11 protein-coding genes are annotated in these 16,128 nt (G+C 73.4%); 3 read left to right on the top strand and 8 right to left on the bottom strand.

Translation table 11 applies throughout. The features are described from left to right. Positions 1-76 precede the first annotated feature (76 nt). The 4 genes from KPF47_RS03250 to KPF47_RS03235 form a co-directional block, all read right to left on the bottom strand. Positions 77-1,213 (bottom strand): NADH:flavin oxidoreductase/NADH oxidase, encoded by a 1,137-nt coding sequence (locus tag KPF47_RS03250; protein WP_224386707.1) that lies wholly within the window; start codon positions 1,211-1,213, stop codon positions 77-79. A 38-nt stretch (positions 1,214-1,251) separates the two neighbouring features. Further along, positions 1,252-2,175: a cation diffusion facilitator family transporter gene (locus KPF47_RS03245; protein WP_224386704.1), complete on the bottom strand. Its 924-nt coding sequence runs from the start codon at positions 2,173-2,175 to the stop codon at positions 1,252-1,254. Positions 2,176-2,227: 52 nt separating this feature from the next. Beyond that, on the bottom strand, positions 2,228-4,741 hold the full coding sequence (locus KPF47_RS03240) for an ATP-dependent Clp protease ATP-binding subunit (protein WP_224386702.1): 2,514 nt from the start codon (positions 4,739-4,741) through the stop codon (positions 2,228-2,230). A 64-nt stretch (positions 4,742-4,805) separates the two neighbouring features. Next, positions 4,806-5,792, bottom strand: a complete 987-nt coding sequence (locus tag KPF47_RS03235; RefSeq protein ID WP_224386700.1) for a hypothetical protein — start codon at positions 5,790-5,792, stop codon at positions 4,806-4,808. 213 nt (positions 5,793-6,005) lie between these two features. Here KPF47_RS03235 and KPF47_RS03230 point away from each other — a divergent pair, with 213 nt between their 5' ends. Beyond that, positions 6,006-7,487 carry an amino acid permease gene (locus tag KPF47_RS03230; RefSeq protein ID WP_255659034.1) on the top strand — a complete coding sequence of 494 codons (1,482 nt, stop codon included), beginning with the start codon at positions 6,006-6,008 and terminating at the stop codon, positions 7,485-7,487. A gap of 21 nt (positions 7,488-7,508) precedes the next feature. Here KPF47_RS03230 and KPF47_RS03225 read toward each other — a convergent pair whose 3' ends face one another. Together KPF47_RS03225 and KPF47_RS03220 are read right to left on the bottom strand one after the other, a co-directional pair. Then, positions 7,509-8,762: an FAD-dependent monooxygenase gene (locus KPF47_RS03225; protein WP_224386696.1), complete on the bottom strand. Its 1,254-nt coding sequence runs from the start codon at positions 8,760-8,762 to the stop codon at positions 7,509-7,511. Between the two features lie 146 nt (positions 8,763-8,908). Further along, on the bottom strand, positions 8,909-10,144 hold the full coding sequence (locus tag KPF47_RS03220) for an FAD-dependent monooxygenase (RefSeq protein ID WP_224386694.1): 1,236 nt from the start codon (positions 10,142-10,144) through the stop codon (positions 8,909-8,911). Positions 10,145-10,363: 219 nt separating this feature from the next. Between KPF47_RS03220 and KPF47_RS03215 the strand changes: the two genes are divergently transcribed. Continuing rightward, on the top strand, positions 10,364-11,812 hold the full coding sequence (locus tag KPF47_RS03215) for a lipopolysaccharide biosynthesis protein (RefSeq protein ID WP_224386692.1): 1,449 nt from the start codon (positions 10,364-10,366) through the stop codon (positions 11,810-11,812). Between the two features lie 316 nt (positions 11,813-12,128). Here the strand turns inward: KPF47_RS03215 and KPF47_RS03210 are convergent, their stop codons facing one another. Together KPF47_RS03210 and KPF47_RS03205 are read right to left on the bottom strand one after the other, a co-directional pair. After that, on the bottom strand, positions 12,129-13,361 hold the full coding sequence (locus KPF47_RS03210) for an IS110 family transposase (RefSeq protein ID WP_224386690.1): 1,233 nt from the start codon (positions 13,359-13,361) through the stop codon (positions 12,129-12,131). Between the two features lie 552 nt (positions 13,362-13,913). After that, positions 13,914-14,804 (bottom strand): ATP-grasp fold amidoligase family protein, encoded by an 891-nt coding sequence (locus KPF47_RS03205; RefSeq protein WP_224386688.1) that lies wholly within the window; start codon positions 14,802-14,804, stop codon positions 13,914-13,916. Positions 14,805-15,051: 247 nt separating this feature from the next. On the opposite strand from KPF47_RS03205, the gene KPF47_RS03200 reads away from it, so the two are divergent. Continuing rightward, positions 15,052-16,062, top strand: a complete 1,011-nt coding sequence (locus tag KPF47_RS03200; protein WP_224386686.1) for a glycosyltransferase family A protein — start codon at positions 15,052-15,054, stop codon at positions 16,060-16,062. Positions 16,063-16,128: the final 66 nt, after the last annotated feature.

The following is a 16,128-nucleotide window of genomic DNA, read 5'->3' as shown; positions in this document are numbered from 1 at the left end:
GGTGCGCCGATCGGTGCAGCGCGCGGCGTGCGGGCCCGGACCGCGGCGATCCGGTGCCGCTCGGAGCCGGACGCGGTCACGGCGCCGGCTGCGGCCATCCGATGCTCGGCGCGTGGCCACGCATGGTCCGCAGCCACCAGGCGTAGTCCTCGGGGACGAGGGAGAACGGGTCGTCGTGGCCGAGCTCGCGGGCGGCCCACACCGGCCAGTGCGGGTTCGCCAGCGCGGGCCGTCCGAGCAGGACGACGTCGAGCGCACCGGAGCGGACGGCGTCGTCGGCGGTCCGCGGCACCCTGAGGTTCCAGCTCGCGGCGACCGGGATCCCGACCTCGGAGCGGATCCGGCGGGCGCGCTCCACCCAGGCACCCTGCTCACCCCGCATGCCGTCGTGCGAGTCGGGGGTGTTCCCGCCGAAGGACAGGTCGGCCAGGTCGAGACCGTGCTCGCGCATCCACCCGATCGCGGTGACCGCGTCGTCGAACCGGGTGCCGTCGGGGTGCAGGTCGTCGGCACCCAGCCGCATGGTGAGCGGGTACTCCTCGGGCCACACCTCGCGGACGGCGTCGATCGCCTCGAGCAGGAACCGGGCGCGGTTCTCCAGGCTGCCGCCGTAGGCGTCGGTGCGCCGGTTGGCGATCGGCGAGAAGAAGCTGGACCCGAGGTAGCCGTGCGCGAAGTGCAGCTCGACCCACCGGTAGCCCGCCTCGGCGGCGCGCCGGGCCGCGTCCGCCCAGGAGCGGTGCAGGCCGTGGATCTCGCCCACGGTGAGCTCGTGCACCGGGTGGCCGTGCTTCGGACCGCCGAAGGGCACCGGTGACGGCCCGGAGGTCGGCCAGCCGTCGGGGTGCTCGGGCGGCAGCTGGGCCTTGCCCTCCCACGGCAGCTGCTCGCTGCCCTTGCGCCCGGTGTGGGCGAGCTGCACCGCGGCCACACCGCCCATCGCCTCGACCATCGCGACGACCCGTGCGTGACCGGGGACCTGGTCGTCGTCCCACAGCCCGGCGCAGTGCACCGAGGTGCGGCCCTCGGCGGTGACGGCGATCTGCTCGCCGAAGACCAGACCGAACCCGCCCGCCGCCCGGGCACCCAGGTGCATCAGGTGGAAGTCACCCATGTGCCCGCCCCGCGAGCGGTACATCGTCATCGGCGACATCGCGATCCGGTTGCGCAGGGTCACGCCCCGGAGCGTGTACGGGCTGAACAGGTGCGGCATGCCGGGGACTACCCCGGACGGCGGTGGGTCACCGCGGGTCAGCCGCAGTGGTTCTCGTGCCCGGTGTGGGCGGCGTGCTCGACCTGCAGGGTGGAGTGGTCGAGGCCGAACCTCTCCCGCAGCACGTGCCCGGCCCGGTCGAGCACCGAGGTGTCCCCGCAGTGTGCGGACACCTCCTCGTCGACGACGACGTGCGCCGACATCGCGGGGGTGCGGTCGTTGATCGCCCACACGTGCAGGTCGTGGACGTCGGCCACCCCGTCCACGGCCAGCAGCGCCGCCTTGACCTCCTGGGCGTCGACCCCCTTGGGCGCGCCCTCCAGCAGCACGTGCGCCGCCTCGCGCAACAGCGCGACCGCGCGCGGGAGGACCAGCGCGACGATGAACAGCGAGGCGATCGTGTCGGCGTAGGGCCAGCCGGTCGTCATCAGCACGACGGCCGCGGCGAGCACCCCGACCGAGCCGAGCGCGTCGCCGAGCACGTGCAGCATGGCGCCCCGCATGTTCATGTTGCCGCGGTCGCCCCCGGCGAGCACGGCCAGCGACACGAGGTTGCCGATCAGCCCGAGCACCCCGATGACCAGCAGCGGCAGCCCGGGGATCTCGGCGGGCGAGAACAGCCGTTGCACGGCCTCCACCCCGACCCACACGACGACCGCGACGAGGGTCAGCGCGTTGAGGGCGGCGACCAGCACCTCCGCCCGGCCCATCCCGTAGGTCCGCGACGTCGTCGCCGGACACGCGGCGAGCACACTCGCGATCAGCGCGGCGGCCAGGGCGCCCGCGTCGGTCAGCAGGTGGCCGAGGTCGGCCAGCAGCGCGAGCGAGCCGGTGTACACCGCACCCGCCGCGCCGAGGACCGCCGTGACCAGCGTGACGCCCAGCGCCGTGGCCAGCCGGCGCCGGTCGGTACCGGCCCCGACGTGCCCGTGGCCCGACCCGCCGCCGTGTCCGTGCCCCATGCCCGCACCATACATGCACATATACGCATGCGATAACCGGTGGAGGGGTCCGTCACGCCGGCGCGGCGGCCACCGCCTCGATCGTCAGGGCACCGTCGGCGACGCCGACGCGTGCGGTGTCCCCCGCACCGATCCGTCCGTCGAGCAGCATCGACGACAGCGGGTTGTCGAGCTCGCGGCGGATGGTGCGGCGCAGCGGACGCGCGCCGAACTCGGGGGCGAACCCGTGCTCGGCCAGCAGCGCGACGGCGTCGTCGCCGATCTCGAAGCCGATGTCCAGTCGGCCGAGCCGGTCGCGGGTGTCGTCGAGCAGCAGCCGGGTGATCCGGGCGAGCTGGTCGGCGTCGAGACGGCGGAAGACGATCGTCTCGTCGATCCGGTTCAGGAACTCGGGCCGGAACACCTCGCGCAGCCGCGGCATGAGCCGGTCGCGCAGCACCGCGTCCTCCCGCTCGGCGGCGGTGGTGTCCGGCCCCGCGGCCGGGCCGAAGCCGAGCGTGGTGCCGTGCCCGGTGATCAGCTCGGACCCGACGTTCGAGGTCATGATGATCACCGTGTGCCGGAAGTCGACGGTGCGGCCCTGGCCGTCGGTCAGGCGGCCGTCGTCGAGCACCTGCAGCAACGTGTTGAACACGTCGGGGTGCGCCTTCTCGATCTCGTCGAGCAGGAGCACCGAGTACGGCCTGCGGCGCACCGCCTCGGTGAGCTCGCCGGACTCGCCGTAGCCCACGTAGCCGGGCGGGGCGCCGACCATCCGCGCGACGGTGTGCTTCTCGCCGTACTCGCTCATGTCCAGGCGGACGGTGCGGTCCTCGTCGCCGAACAGCGCGGCGGCCAGCGCGCGGGCCAGTTCGGTCTTGCCGACACCGGTCGGGCCGAGGAACAGGAAGCTGCCGACCGGCCGGTCGGGATCGCCGAGCCCGGACCGGGACCGGCGGATCGCCTCGGCGACGGCGGTGACCGCGGCGTCCTGCCCGACGACCCGCTGGTGCAGCTCGTCCTCCAGCTTGAGCAGCCGGTCCCGCTCGGCCTCGGTGAGCTGGGCGGCCGGGATGCCGGTCGAGCGGGACACGACCTCGGCGATCTCCTCCACCCCAACCACCGGCGCCCGGGTCTCGGGGTCGGTGGGGTCGCCGGCCAGCTCCTCGCGCGCAGCGGTGATCTCGTCGCGCAGCTGGGAGGCCTTCTCGTAGTCCTCGTGGGCCACGGCCTGGTCCTTGTCCCGGGTGAGCGCGTCGAGGCGCTGCTCGACCGCGCGCCGGTCGACGGTCGGGGTGCGGGTCCGCAGCCGCACCCGCGCACCGGCCTGGTCGAGCAGGTCGATGGCCTTGTCGGGCAGGAACCGTTCGGTGACGTAGCGGTCGGCCAGCTCGACCGCGGCGCGCAGCGCCTCGGGGGTGTAGCGGACCTGGTGGTGGGCCTCGTAGCGGTCGGCGAGACCGCGCAGGATCGCGACGGCGTCCTCGACCGAGGGTTCGGGCACCAGGACCGGCTGGAACCGGCGGGCCAGCGCGGAGTCGGACTCGATGTAGCGGCGATACTCCTCCAGCGTGGTCGCCCCGATGACGTGCAGCTCGCCCCGCGCCAGCGCGGGCTTGAGCAGGTTGCCGGCGTCCATCGCCCCGCCGCCCTCACCACCGCCGGTGCCCGCACCGACCATCGTGTGCAGCTCGTCGACGAACACGATCACCGAGTCGCTGTGCGCGCGGATCTCCTCGATCAGGGTGCGCATCCGTTCCTCGAAGTCGCCGCGGTACTTGGTCCCGGCGACGACCCCGGCCAGGTCGAGCTGCGCCACGCGGCGCCCGCGCAGGGTGTCGGGGACCTCGCCGTCGGCGATGCGCTGGGCGATCCCCTCGACCACGGCGGTCTTGCCGACCCCGGCCTCCCCGATCAGCACGGGGTTGTTCTTCGTCCGGCGCGACAGGACCTCGACGGTCTGCTCGATCTCGTCCGCGCGGCCGATGACCGGGTCGAGACGGCCGCCGCGGGCGGCCTCGGTCAGGTCCTGGCCGTACTGGTCCAGGGTCGGGGTGCCGGTCTCGGGCGCTGCGGCGTCGGTCGGCACCGTTCCCGGCTGCGGCGACCCCGACGGGGTGCCCGGTGCCATCGCGCCCGGGGTGAACCGGGAGCGGGCGAGCAGGCGGCCCGCGGCGGAGTCCTCGTTCGCGGCGAGCGCGAGCAGCAGGTGCTCGGGGCCGATGTAGCTGGACCCGAGGGAGCGCGAGACCTGGTGGGCGTCGAGCAGGGCGCGCTTGGCCGACGGGGTCAGCGACGGCGGCCGCGCCGGATCCGGGTCACCGCTGCCCGGCCGCGGCAGCCGCTCCTCCAGGATCCGCGCGATGGCGTCCGGATCCCCTCCGGCCCGGGTGATCCAGGCTCGGGTGGTCCCGGTCCGCGCGCAGGCCAGCAGGATGTGCGTGGCGTCGAGGTCGGTGTCGCCGCGCTCCATCGCCTCCTGGCCGGCGCGCGCCATGATCTCGCGTGCGCCCCCGCTGAGCAGGCGCGTCAGGTCGATCCGGTGCACCGGGCCACGGGGGTCGCCGGGGCCGAAGAAGCCGGTCATCGTCCACCTCTCGTCGGTTCGGTGACGAACGGTTCCCCGATGTCGCGGACGCCGAAACCACTGCTCAGGACGCGGCGAGCACGTCCGCCGCGACGTCGCGGCACACGGCCCAGCCGTACTCGACGCCCCGCTCGGCGGGATAGGTGGTGAGCACCGCGAGGGCGCGGTCCTCCCAGGCCAGGACGCAGTGCACGTTCCACCCGTCGGCACCGTGCAGGGCCCAGCCGTTCTTCTCCGCGACGGCACCGGGCAGCACGTCACGGATCCCCGAGCGACCGTCCGGGGTGACGGCGTCGAGATCGGCGAGCAGAGCCTCGCCGCCGGGCCACTCCGGCGCGCGGTCGCGCACGCAGGCCAGGATCCGGGCGGCGTCCAGGGCGGTGAGCTGGGTGTAGGACCACCACCCCGGCCGCGACGTCGCCACGTCCACCCCGCACTCCGGTCCCAGCCGCGCGGTGCTCGCGTCCCGGCCGAGCGCGCGGTAGAGACGCTCGGCGGCGTCGTCGTCCGAGGCGCGGACGGCGGCGGCGATGTCGGCACGCGTACCGGCCGTCACCGGGCGGCCCGCGGCGGCGCGCAGGGTGTCGGCCGCCAGCCACGCCTTGATCGTCGACTCGGCCTCGGACCGGTCGGTCGCCGCGTCCGCCGAGCCGGTCCAGCGGCCGTCCCCGGTGTCGAGCAGGGCCCAGTTGACGGTGAGGCCGTCCTCGCCCTCCCGGTCCACCGACAGCGTTCCGGGCGCGAGGTCGAGCGGGTCGGCGGTGGCCGAGCCGGTGATCGCCGCGAGCAGCTCGCGCAGCGTGCCCGGCCCGGGCGTCCCGTCGCCGTCGCCGGAGCCGTCGGCGTCGGCGTCGGGCGCGGGGGCGCGGGGACCGGGGTCGGCGTCGGTCGGTGCGCTCTGGTGCTGCGCGGGGTGCGGGGTGGCACCGCCGGGGGCGGCACCGGCGGCGCCCCAGAGCGCGGGCGCCACCACCACTGCCGCCGTCACGACCGCGGCCGTCAGCGCGCGGGCGCGGGAGAACCGCCGAGGGCGGTGCGCAGGTCGGGACACGGGCCTCTCCGGTCGTGGACGACCCGACAGCCGTCCCGTCATCGATGGTGCACCGCCGATCGACGAACCGGACAGGGAGGACGCGGGGTTCACACAGGATTTTCAGGTTCCGGCCGCCCCGACCGGCAGGGCACCGCGCCGCCGACATACCGTGCCGCAACGATCGACCGACCGACGACGAGTGGGGGTGGCGGGGTGGGCTGGACGCGCACGATGCCGGTGGAACGGATCCTGGCCCGGAGCAGGTCCGGTGACGGATCCGCGGGCGGTGGCGGTGACGGAGGGGGCACCCCGCTCAAGCGCACGCTCAAGGCCCGCGACCTGGTCGGCTTCGGGGTCGGCATCATCATCGGGACCGGCATCTTCACCCTGGCCGGGGTGGAGGCCCAGCAGCACGCGGGCCCCGCGGTGACGCTGTCGTTCCTGATCGGTGCGGTCGTCGCCGGGCTCGCCGCCGTCTGCTACGCCGAGCTGGCCTCCTCGGTCCCGACCGCCGGGTCGGCCTACACCTACGCCTTCGCCACCCTCGGCGAGGTGTTCGCCTGGATCATCGGCTGGGACCTGCTGCTGGAGTTCGGCCTCGGGCTCGCGGTGGTCTCGCGCAGCTGGTCGGGCTACCTGACGTCGCTGTTCGGGCTGCCCTCGGCCTGGTTCGGGGAGGACGCGACCGTCAACGTCGGCGCGGTCCTGATCATCGCCGTGCTGACCGTCGTCGCCGTCGCCGGGATCCAGCAGTCGGCCCGGCTGACCAACCTGCTGGTGCTGGTGAAGCTCGCGGTGTGCGTGCTGATCCTCGCGGTCGGCGTGTTCTACGTCGACCCGGCCAACCTGCAGCCGTTCATCCCGCCGGCCCAGGCCCCCGACGACGGCGGCTCGGTGTTCACCCAGCCGATCATCTCCGGGGTGTTCGGGCTCGCACCGACCGTGTTCGGCGTCGGCGGCATGCTCACCGCGGCCGCGGTGGTCTTCTTCGCCTACACCGGTTTCGAGGCGCTGGCCAACCTCGGCGAGGAGGCGAAGCGCCCCGACCGCGACCTGAAGATCGGCCTGCTCGGCGCGCTCGCCGTCTGCGCGGTGCTCTACGTCGGCGTCTCGCTGGTGCTCACCGGGATGGTCCCCTACACCGAGATCGACACCGGAGCCCCGCTGGCGTCGGCGTTCGCCGGCGTCGGGCTGCCGTGGGTGGGGGCGCTGATCGCGCTCGGCGCGGTGACCGGTCTGACCTCGGTGATGATGGTGGAGCTGGTGACGATCGGCCGGATCGGCTTCGCGATGGGCCGCGACGGGCTGCTGCCCGAGGCCATCGGCACCGCACACCCGCGGTGGGGCACCCCGCACCGCATGACGATCATCGGCGGCGTCGTCTGCGCGGTGATCGCGGCGTTCACCCCGATCACCGCACTCGCCGACATGGTGTCGATCGGCGCGCTCTCGGCGATGATCATCGTGGCGGTCGCGGTGCCGGTGCTGCGCCGGACCCGCCCGGACCTGGAGCGGCCGTTCAGGGTCCCGTTCTCCCCGGTCGTGCCCGCGCTGACCGCCGTCGCCTGCCTGTACCTGATGCTCAACCTGAACCTGGACACCTGGATCCGGTTCGTCGGCTGGCTGGTGCTCGGACTGCTGGTCTACGCCGTCTACGGCCGCACGCACTCGTTCCTGGCGCGGGAGTCCGCCGCCGGGCGGGACCGGGACTGAGCCGGCCCCGCCGGGGGCGGCTCAGCGGTGCAGGGCCTCGCGGGGGGTGATCTCCCCGCGGGCCAGGGCCCGCCGGACCCGGCGGGCCGCGGTCAGCCTGCGGCGGACCTGACGGACCGGCTCGACCTGCGTCGCGCGGTGCAGACGCTCGTTGAGCCGGCCCTGGTCGTGCCGGCGGTCGAGCAGCGACCAGGAGAACGCGAGCGCGTCCTCGGCGCCGTCGAGGCTCTCGGGGACCGTCTCGAACCACTCCATGCTGGCCCGGGCCATCCGCTGGATCGGCGCCATCGCGGTCCGCCGGCGGGCGTCGTACCCGGCGAGTGCGGCCTCGACGTCGTCGGTGCCGCGGGTGCCGCGCGGGTACAGCTCCTCGGCCAGCGCGATCGAGTCGGCGACGGCGAGCACGGTGCCCGACCCGATGGCGAAGTGCGTGGTGTGGGCCGCGTCGCCGGCGAGGACGACGTTACCGTCGCGCCAGGACATGTTCCGCACCTCGCGGAACTGGAGCCACGGCGAGGACCCCATGCCGGGCGGGGCGATGAGCGAGTGCCCGTCCAGGGAGCGCGCGAAGACGCCCTCCAGCATCCGCATGGCCTCCTGCGGCGCCATGGTGTCGAGCCCGAGGCCCTTCCAGGTCTCCGGCGTGCACTCCACGATGCAGGTGCTGACGCAGTCCGCGGCGGGGTAGGCGTGGAACCAGATCCAGCCGGCGTGGGTCTTCTCGAAGGCGAAGGTGAACGGCCGGAACGGCTTGCTCGTGCCGAACCAGACGTAGCGGTTCGAGCCGTGCTCGACCCGGGTGCCGAACGCGTCGGCCCGGGCCGCGCGGATCGCGGACCCCACCCCGTCCGCGGCGACGACGACGTCCGCGCCCGCGGTCAGCGGGTCGCCCGCGGTGTCCCCGTCCGCGGCGACGGCCGTGTCGAACAGGAGCTTCACGCCGACCTGGCGGGCCCGCTCGCCCAGGATCTCCAGCAGCCGCGCGCGGCCGATGGAGTAGCCGTAGCGGCCACCGAGGTGCACCGGCCGCCCGGAGACCTCCACGACCTGGGAGTCCCACACGTGCGCCGCGGCGCGCACCCGCTCCGCGCCGAGGGGGTCGGTGCGGAAGAGCTCGTCGAGGATGTCCTCGCCGAGCGTGACCGCGAAGCCGGAGGCGGTGCCGGGCGCGTTGCGCTCCGCGAGGACGATCTCGTCCTGCCCACCCGACCGCAGCCGGGCGAGGATCGAGAAGTACAGACCGGCCGGTCCACCACCGACGACCACGATCTTCACACCGGACCTCCATCGGATGGAATCGAGCTGCGACGCAACGACCCTACGAATCCGGTGGACCCGGCCGGACACCGGGTCCGACCGTGGGGTCCGGCCACCGGCGGTGACGGTGCGCCCACGGTCGGCGAGCGGCTCGGCGCCGGGGCTCAGCCCTGCCGACCGCGCAGGTTCGACCGCCGGACGCGCCGGGCGGTGGTCAGACCGCGCCGCACCTGGCGCAGCGCGGGCACCTGGGTGGCCCGGTGCAGGGTGCGGTGGAGGCGCCCCATGTCGCCCCGGCGGTCGGTGAGCGACCAGGCGAAGTCGACCGGGTCGGTCACCTGCTCGAGCTGGCGCCCGGCCTGCTCGAACCACTGCATGTTGCGCCGCGCGGCGTCCTGGATCGGGCCGATCTGGGCGCGCCGGCGCGCGTCGTAGGCCGACAGCGCGGCCCCGCGCCCGTTGAGCCGGGTCAGGTCGGCCGGCGCGGACCGGCCCGCGACGCCGTAGAGCGCGTCGACCAGGCCCATCGAGTCCTGCATGGCCAGCACGGTGCCCGAGCCGATGCCGAAGTGCGTGGTGTGTGCGGCGTCGCCGGCCAGCACCAGGTCGCCGTCGCGCCAGGTCCGGTTCCGGACCTCGCGGAAACGCAGCCAGGGCTTGTCCCCCAGCCCGCCGAGCGGCTCGATGAGGCGGCGCCCGGCCAGCGTGCGGTGGAAGACCGACTCCACGAGCCGGACCGCCTGGGCCCCGGACATGTGGTCGAGGCCCAGCCCCTGCCAGGTGTCGGGCTCGCACTCGACGATGCAGGTGCTCACCCCGTTCGACGACGGGTACAGGTGGATCCACATCCAGCCCGCGTCGGTCGGCTGGAAGTCCCAGACGAAGGTGTCGGAGTCGCTGTCGGCGCCGAGCCAGACGTAGGGGTTGGTGCCCTCCTCGACGGTGGTCCCGAAGTGCTCCGCGCGCGCCGTGCGGATCCGGCTGCCGACGCCGTCGGCGGCGACGACGAGGTCGGCGTCGAGGGCGTCGCGCTCGACCGGGGAGCCGTACTCGATCTTCACGCCCAGCTGCTCGGCCCGGCGGGCCAGCACGTCGAGCAGGTCGACCCGGGCGATCGCGTAGCCGTACTTGCCGCCGACGTGGACCGGGCGGTGGTCGCCCACCCGGATCTCCTGGGCGTTCCACAGCCGCGACGCGCGACGCAGGGCCTCCCCGCCCTCGGGGTCGTTGCGGAACGCGTCGTCGAGCATGTCCTCGCCGTAGGTGACGGCGAACCCGTGGGTCCGTCCCGCCTCGTTGCGTTCGTACACGACGACCTCGTCGCGTCCACCGGATCGGAGCGTGGCGAGGACGGCCAGGTAGAGGCCGGCCGGCCCCCCTCCCGCGCAGGCGATACGCACGCGGACCCCCTTCGGTTCATGACGTCACCAAGATGGATGCACCGTAGCGCAGGGGTTGCAGACCGCGACCGGGCGTGTATGTCCACGGTGTCCGTCCTGGGCGGTCGCTCCGCGTGCGCAGGCCCTCCCCCGGACACCCGGGCGGTCGACACCTGGTTAGCGTGGAGGTGTGGCTGAACTCAGCGGGTCCTCGCGCGCCGTCGACCGGCGGTGTGCGCGATGAGCGTCGGCGAGCTGGTCGCCGGGCGGGTCCGCTCGGTCCGCCGCGAGATGGGCAACCCGCTGTACCGCAACGCCTACGCCCTGATGCTCAACACCGTCGTCAACTCCGGCTTCGGGTTGCTCTACTGGGTGTTCGCCGCACGGGTGTTCAGCACCGAGGAGGTCGGCCGTGGCAACGCCATGGTCAACCTGATGATGCTGATCTCGGTCCTGACCTCGCTCAACTTCGGCCAGGCCCTCATCCGTTTCCTCCCGACGGCCGGGCGCGACTCACGCTCGCTGGTGCGGCTCGCGTACGGGATCAGCGCCGCGATGGCCGTCGTCGGCTCGGCGGCGGTCATGACCTACTGCCACCTCGCCTACGCCCCGGGCGACCCGCTGCACGTCTCCCCCGGTTTCGCCGCGTGGTTCGTCGTGTCCACCGCCGCGTGGTCGATCTTCAACCTGCAGGACCAGGTCCTCACCGGGCTGCGCTCGGCGATGTGGGTGGTGCTGGAGAACGGCGTCTACGGCGTCGTCAAGCTCGGGCTGCTCGTGGTCGTCGCGTTCACCTCGGTGTCCGACGGCGTGTTCACCTCGTGGAGCGCGCCGGTCATCGCACTACTGGTGCCGTTCACCCTGCTCATCTCCCGACGGTTGCTGCCCCGGCACACCGCGGAGACCGCGGACCGTGACGACGCGGGCGCCCCGGACCGCGCCACGCTGGCCCGCTACATGGGCGGCGACTACCTGGGCCAGGTGTTCAACCAGGCCATGTCGTCGTTCCTGCCGGTGCTGGTCGTGATGACGATCAGCCAGGCGGCCAGCGCCTACCTGCTGCCCGCCCAGACCGTCTTCCTCGCGATGAGCATGCTCTCCATGGCGATCACCTCGGCGCTGGTCGTGGAGGGCTCCCGCAACCCGGATCACGCGCACGTGTTCGCCCGCGCGGTACTGCGCCGGATCTGCCTGCTGGTGTGGCCCGCCTCGCTGATCATCGCGCTGGCCGCCCCGCTACTGCTGTGGTTCTACGGTCCGCAGTACGTGGAGAACTCCACGACCCTGCTGCAGCTGCTGATGGTGTCGATGTTCCCGCGCGTCGTCGTGACGATGTGGATGACGAAGTCCCGGCTGGCGAACCGCACCTTCCCGCTGGCCGTGCAGCAGCTGGTGCACTGCGCGATCGTGCTGGGTGGGATCCCGCTGCTCGCGCCCACGCTCGGGGTGGACGCCGTCGGCTGGATGTGGCTCGCGGGCGAGCTGGTCCTCGCCATCGTGTTCGCCCCCTCGGTGGTGCGCTGGCTGCGCCGGCCGGTCCCCCCGCACCCGCCCGGCGACGCCGGCCCCGGCGACACGGACCCGCTCGACCGGGACGACGACACCCGCCCCCTCGGGGGTCCGCACGACCCCCGACCCCTCGGGGGTCCGCACGACCGGACCCACGAGTTCCCCCGCGTCCGCGACTGACCGCGACAACCCTGTCGATCAGTACCTGAGTGCTGTCCGACCAGGCGTCGACAGCGCTCGGGTACTGATCGATCGGCGGCGGGCGCCGTCGTCGCGGGATGTGTGCACGGTTCGGCCCCGGTGGCGCCTCGACGACGGTCACCGCGCCGCCCCGGGGCCGGGGCCGGCTGCGCGCCGTCGCCACACCCCTTCGCGGGCGGCCACACCCGTTGCGACGGGTGTGGGCGCGGGCGAGGGGTGTGGACCCGCGGCGACGTGCGGCGACCCGGTGTGTGGGGTGCCGCTCCCGGCTGCGGGGGGTGTCTCTATGGGTTCGTCAAGCGGCGGCGAGTTCTGGATCGGGGTTGTTGACCGTGGGCGGGTTGTAGGGGCGGCGGTCGCGGAGCATGGCGTAGATGACGTCGGTGCGGCGTCGGGCGAGGCAGATCAGGGCGGCGTTGTGTCGTTTGCCGGCGGCTCGTTTGCGGTCGTAGTAGGCGCGGCTGGCGGGGTCGGCCAGGGCGGCGAATGCGGACAGGAACAGCGCGGATTTCAGGGCGTGGTTGCCGCGCTGGGATCGGGTTTCGCCTTTGATCGAGGTGCCGGAGCGGCGGGTGACTGGGGCGAGGCCGGCGTAAGCGGCGAGGTGCCCGGCGGTGGGGAACCCGGAGCCGTCGCCGACGATGGTGAGGATCTTGATGGCGGTCCTGACCCCGAGTCCGGGCATCGAGGTCAGGACCGGTCCAAGAGGGTGGGCCTCCAGGCGGGCTTCGAGCTCGTCGGCGAGCTGGTCGCGTTCGGTGTGGACCTGGCGCAGCTGCCCGGCGACGCCGGTGATGACACGGGCGAACGCGGCCGTGCCGGGAACGGTCAGGCTCTGGGCGTCGAGCGAGGTCAGGATCTGGGCGGGAAGGGTGCGGGCCAGTCGAGGCGACCGGGCCCGCATCGTCTCGGCGATCCCGTCAGCGCCGAGCTCTCGCAGGGCTTGCGGGGTGGGCGCGGCCGCGAGCAGGTCGAGCACGCCACCGCGGTCCAGGCGTGGCCCGAGCAGGCGTTCCAGGGCGGGATGAACATGCAGCAGGGCGTCGCGCAGCCGGTTCGTCAGCCGGGTGCTCTGCCCAGCCAGGTCATCGTCGTAACCGGCGAGCACAGTGAGTTCGGCGAGGGTCTCGTCGTCGGTGCCGACCCGGCGCAGGGTGTGCGGCATCGTCCGGGCGGCCTCGGCGATCACGTGGGCGTCGCGGGCGTCGGTCTTGGCCTGCCCGGGATGCAGGTCGGCGATGCGGCGCATCGCCAGCCCGGGCAGGTAGGCCACCGTGATCCCCAGATCACGAGCGACGGCGATGGCCAGCGCTCCGATCGAGGCGGGCTGGTCGATGACCATCAGCACCGCGCCGTGCTCGGCCAGCCCGGACAGCACGGTGCGCAGCGCCGATTCGTCGTTGGGCAGGGCCTTGTCGTGCACCCGCTTCCCGTTGGTGTCGACCGCGCAGGCGTGGTGTTCGGACTTGCCCACGTCCAGGCCGCAGAACACCGCGAACCCGGTCGGGTGCTGGTCAGGATCGGGCAACCGCCGCTCCCTTCTCGTCGCGGCAGGCCGACCACGAGCACCCGCGCCGGCAGCCACGTTACGAGCAGACCACACGGGTCAGGTCTCTATCAGCGGTCGTTGGCGCCCTCCGGCCACGGCGACAACACCCCCCAGATCATCGGGCGACAGGGGCAGTCAGTCATACCGCGGCCGGCGGCCTGCAAGCCCTCAGCGGGCTTGATCAAGAAGGTAACGGGGGCGGGGTCGTCGGGCCTCGGCACGGCGGACGGTGTGCGGCGGCGAGGGCCGCGCAGAGCCGGGGCGCGCGAGGGCCCGGTGAGTGAACGGGCCCGCCGGATGCACAGGGCCGCCGGACCCACAGGGCCACCGGACGCACAGGGCGGCGGACGCACAGGGCGGCGGACGCGATGCACGAGGCCGCCGGATGGACGAGGCCGCCAGGATGCACGAGGCCGCGGGACGCACGGGGCCGCCGGACACACAGGCAGCCGGATGCACGAGCGATGCGTGTGCGCCCCGGTGGAGCCGCGTGCCGGGGTCGGCCGAGAGCCGGGTGGGCCCGAGGGCCGGTCAGGAGCGCCGGATGAACTTCTCCGGGATCGGCGTCCCGTTGCGCCACAGGTTGCCCAGGGCCCGGTCGAAGGCGCGCGGACGCAGCCGGACGAGCCCGCCGCCCGGGTTGTGCGTGATCTCGCCGAAGTAGACGTGGCCGTCCACGTCGTAGAGGTCGACGCGGGCGAAGGTGAAGTCCTTGCCCAGCGCGCGGGCGATCTCCAGCATCCGCTCGTAGGACGCGGGCTTCTCCGGCAGGGCGTCGGCCTGGGAGAAGCGTCCGGAGATCCGGAACGGGACCCAGTCCGGGTGCAGCATCGTCGAGGTGTGGGCGACGAACCGGTCCTGGTCGATGACCACCATCGCGGGCTCGCCGTGGAAGACGAAGAACTTGTAGTCGGCGGGCGGCTTGGTGCCGTCGCCGATCATCTCCTCGACCACGACGCGCGGGGTGAGGCCCTCGTAGGGACGCTCCCGCCAGCCGTGGGTGAAGAAGTCGGTGCGCAGCCAGCGGGCGACCGTCGACCGGATCTTCGCGTGGTCGGCGGCGGCCGGGTGGCGCACCAGGATCGTCATGTCGCAGCCGTGGGTGCCCTTGACGACGTAGGGGCCCGCGGGGGCGTCCAGGTCCAGGTCCTCGGCGCGTTCGACCACCTGGATCAGCGGGATGAGGTGCTCGGCACCGATGCGCTCGGCCACGTGCTCGCGCGCGGTGTACTTGTCCGCGGTGACGTGCACCAGCTCCGGCTGGTCGTCGAGGTTCTTCTTCGCGAGCAGCTGGGACCACGTCCGTGGCCGCCGGAACGTCGTCAGCTCGCCCTGGAACAGCGCGTGATGGGCCATCGCGAAGGCGCGGTGCGGCAGGAACCGGAGCCGTCGGGACAGCATCACCCGTGCGTCGAACGACATTCTCCGGACGATAGCGACCCTGTCCCACCACCCGGCGCACCGGCCCCGGACCGCGGGATCCGGGGGCGAGGCAACCCCGTACGCCACAGCGACGTCACCAACGGTGTCCGCGCTCGTTGCCATTCGCGAGGAATGCCCGCAGCACGAGCCCCGTTCGAGGGCGTGCCGAACGCTCTGCGTCACCCCCTACGGTGAATGCGGGGACGACGGCGTCGAAGACGGGCGCGCCCCGGAAGGAGCTCCGACTGTGCCGATCGTGCGGAACCCCCACGTCCTGGTCACCGTGATCACGCCGGCCTACAACGTCGGTCCGTGGATCGGTGAGGCCATCGACTCGGTGCTCGCGCAGACCGAGTCGCGGTTCGAGTACCTGGTCGTGGACGACGGGTCGACCGACGACACCGCCGCCGTCGTCCGCTCGCGCGCCGAGCGCGACCCGCGGGTCCGGCTGATCCAGGTCGAGAACGGTGGGTCCGGCGCCGCGCGCAACCGGGCGCTGGCCGACAGCGAGGCTCCGTTCGTGGCCTTCCTCGACGGCGACGACCGCTGGCACCCCGACTTCCTGGCGCACATGCTCGAGACCATGCACACCGCCCCGCCCGGGGTCGGCATGGCGTACTGCCACACCCGCGTGATGCTGGAGTCCGGCCAGGTCGTGGCGCTGCGCTGGCAGCCGACGGGCAAGGTCGACATCGACAAGCAGCTCGTCGAGAACAACCCGCCGCACAACGGCAGCTCGCTGATGATCCGCCGGGCCTGCTTCGACCAGGTCGGTGGCTTCGACTGCTCGCTGCCCTCCGCGGTCGACTTCGAGATGTGGCTGCGGATCGCCGCCGGCTCGAACTACCCGCTGATGTGGGGCACCCGTCGCTGGCTGCTCGACATGCGGCTGATGCGGACCGGCTCGATCAGCTCCAACCGCCAGCGCCGGTTCGAGTGCCTGGACAAGGTCATCGCCGACTACGCGCCGCGGATGACCCGCCAGCACCCGGGCATGGCCTACGTCCGGCCCGCGGTGTTCGCCTACCGCGACGGGCTGGACGACTTCGGCGACCGCTGGGCGCTGCTGGCCCGCGAGGCCGGGGCGAAGGAGCTCGCGAAGGACTCGTGGGGCCGGTCGCTGCTGGCGTGGAGCAGCGCGGGTCGCGAGCGGCGCGCGCAGCTGCGCAACGTCCGCGACAGCGCCCGCAACAGCGCCTACAAGGGCGTGTCCGGGGCACTGCGCACCGCGGAGAAGCTCAACTCGCTGCGAGGGTGATCCCGGCCGCGCCGGCGGACGGGCGGTGCCGCGCCTGCCGGGACGCCACTCCCGACCCCGCGGCCC

Origin of the sequence: Pseudonocardia sp. ICBG1293, assembly GCF_020131355.1 — a bacterium.
Taxonomy (GTDB): Bacteria; Actinomycetota; Actinomycetes; order Mycobacteriales; family Pseudonocardiaceae; genus Pseudonocardia.
This window is presented reverse-complemented; position numbering and strand designations above follow the sequence as displayed.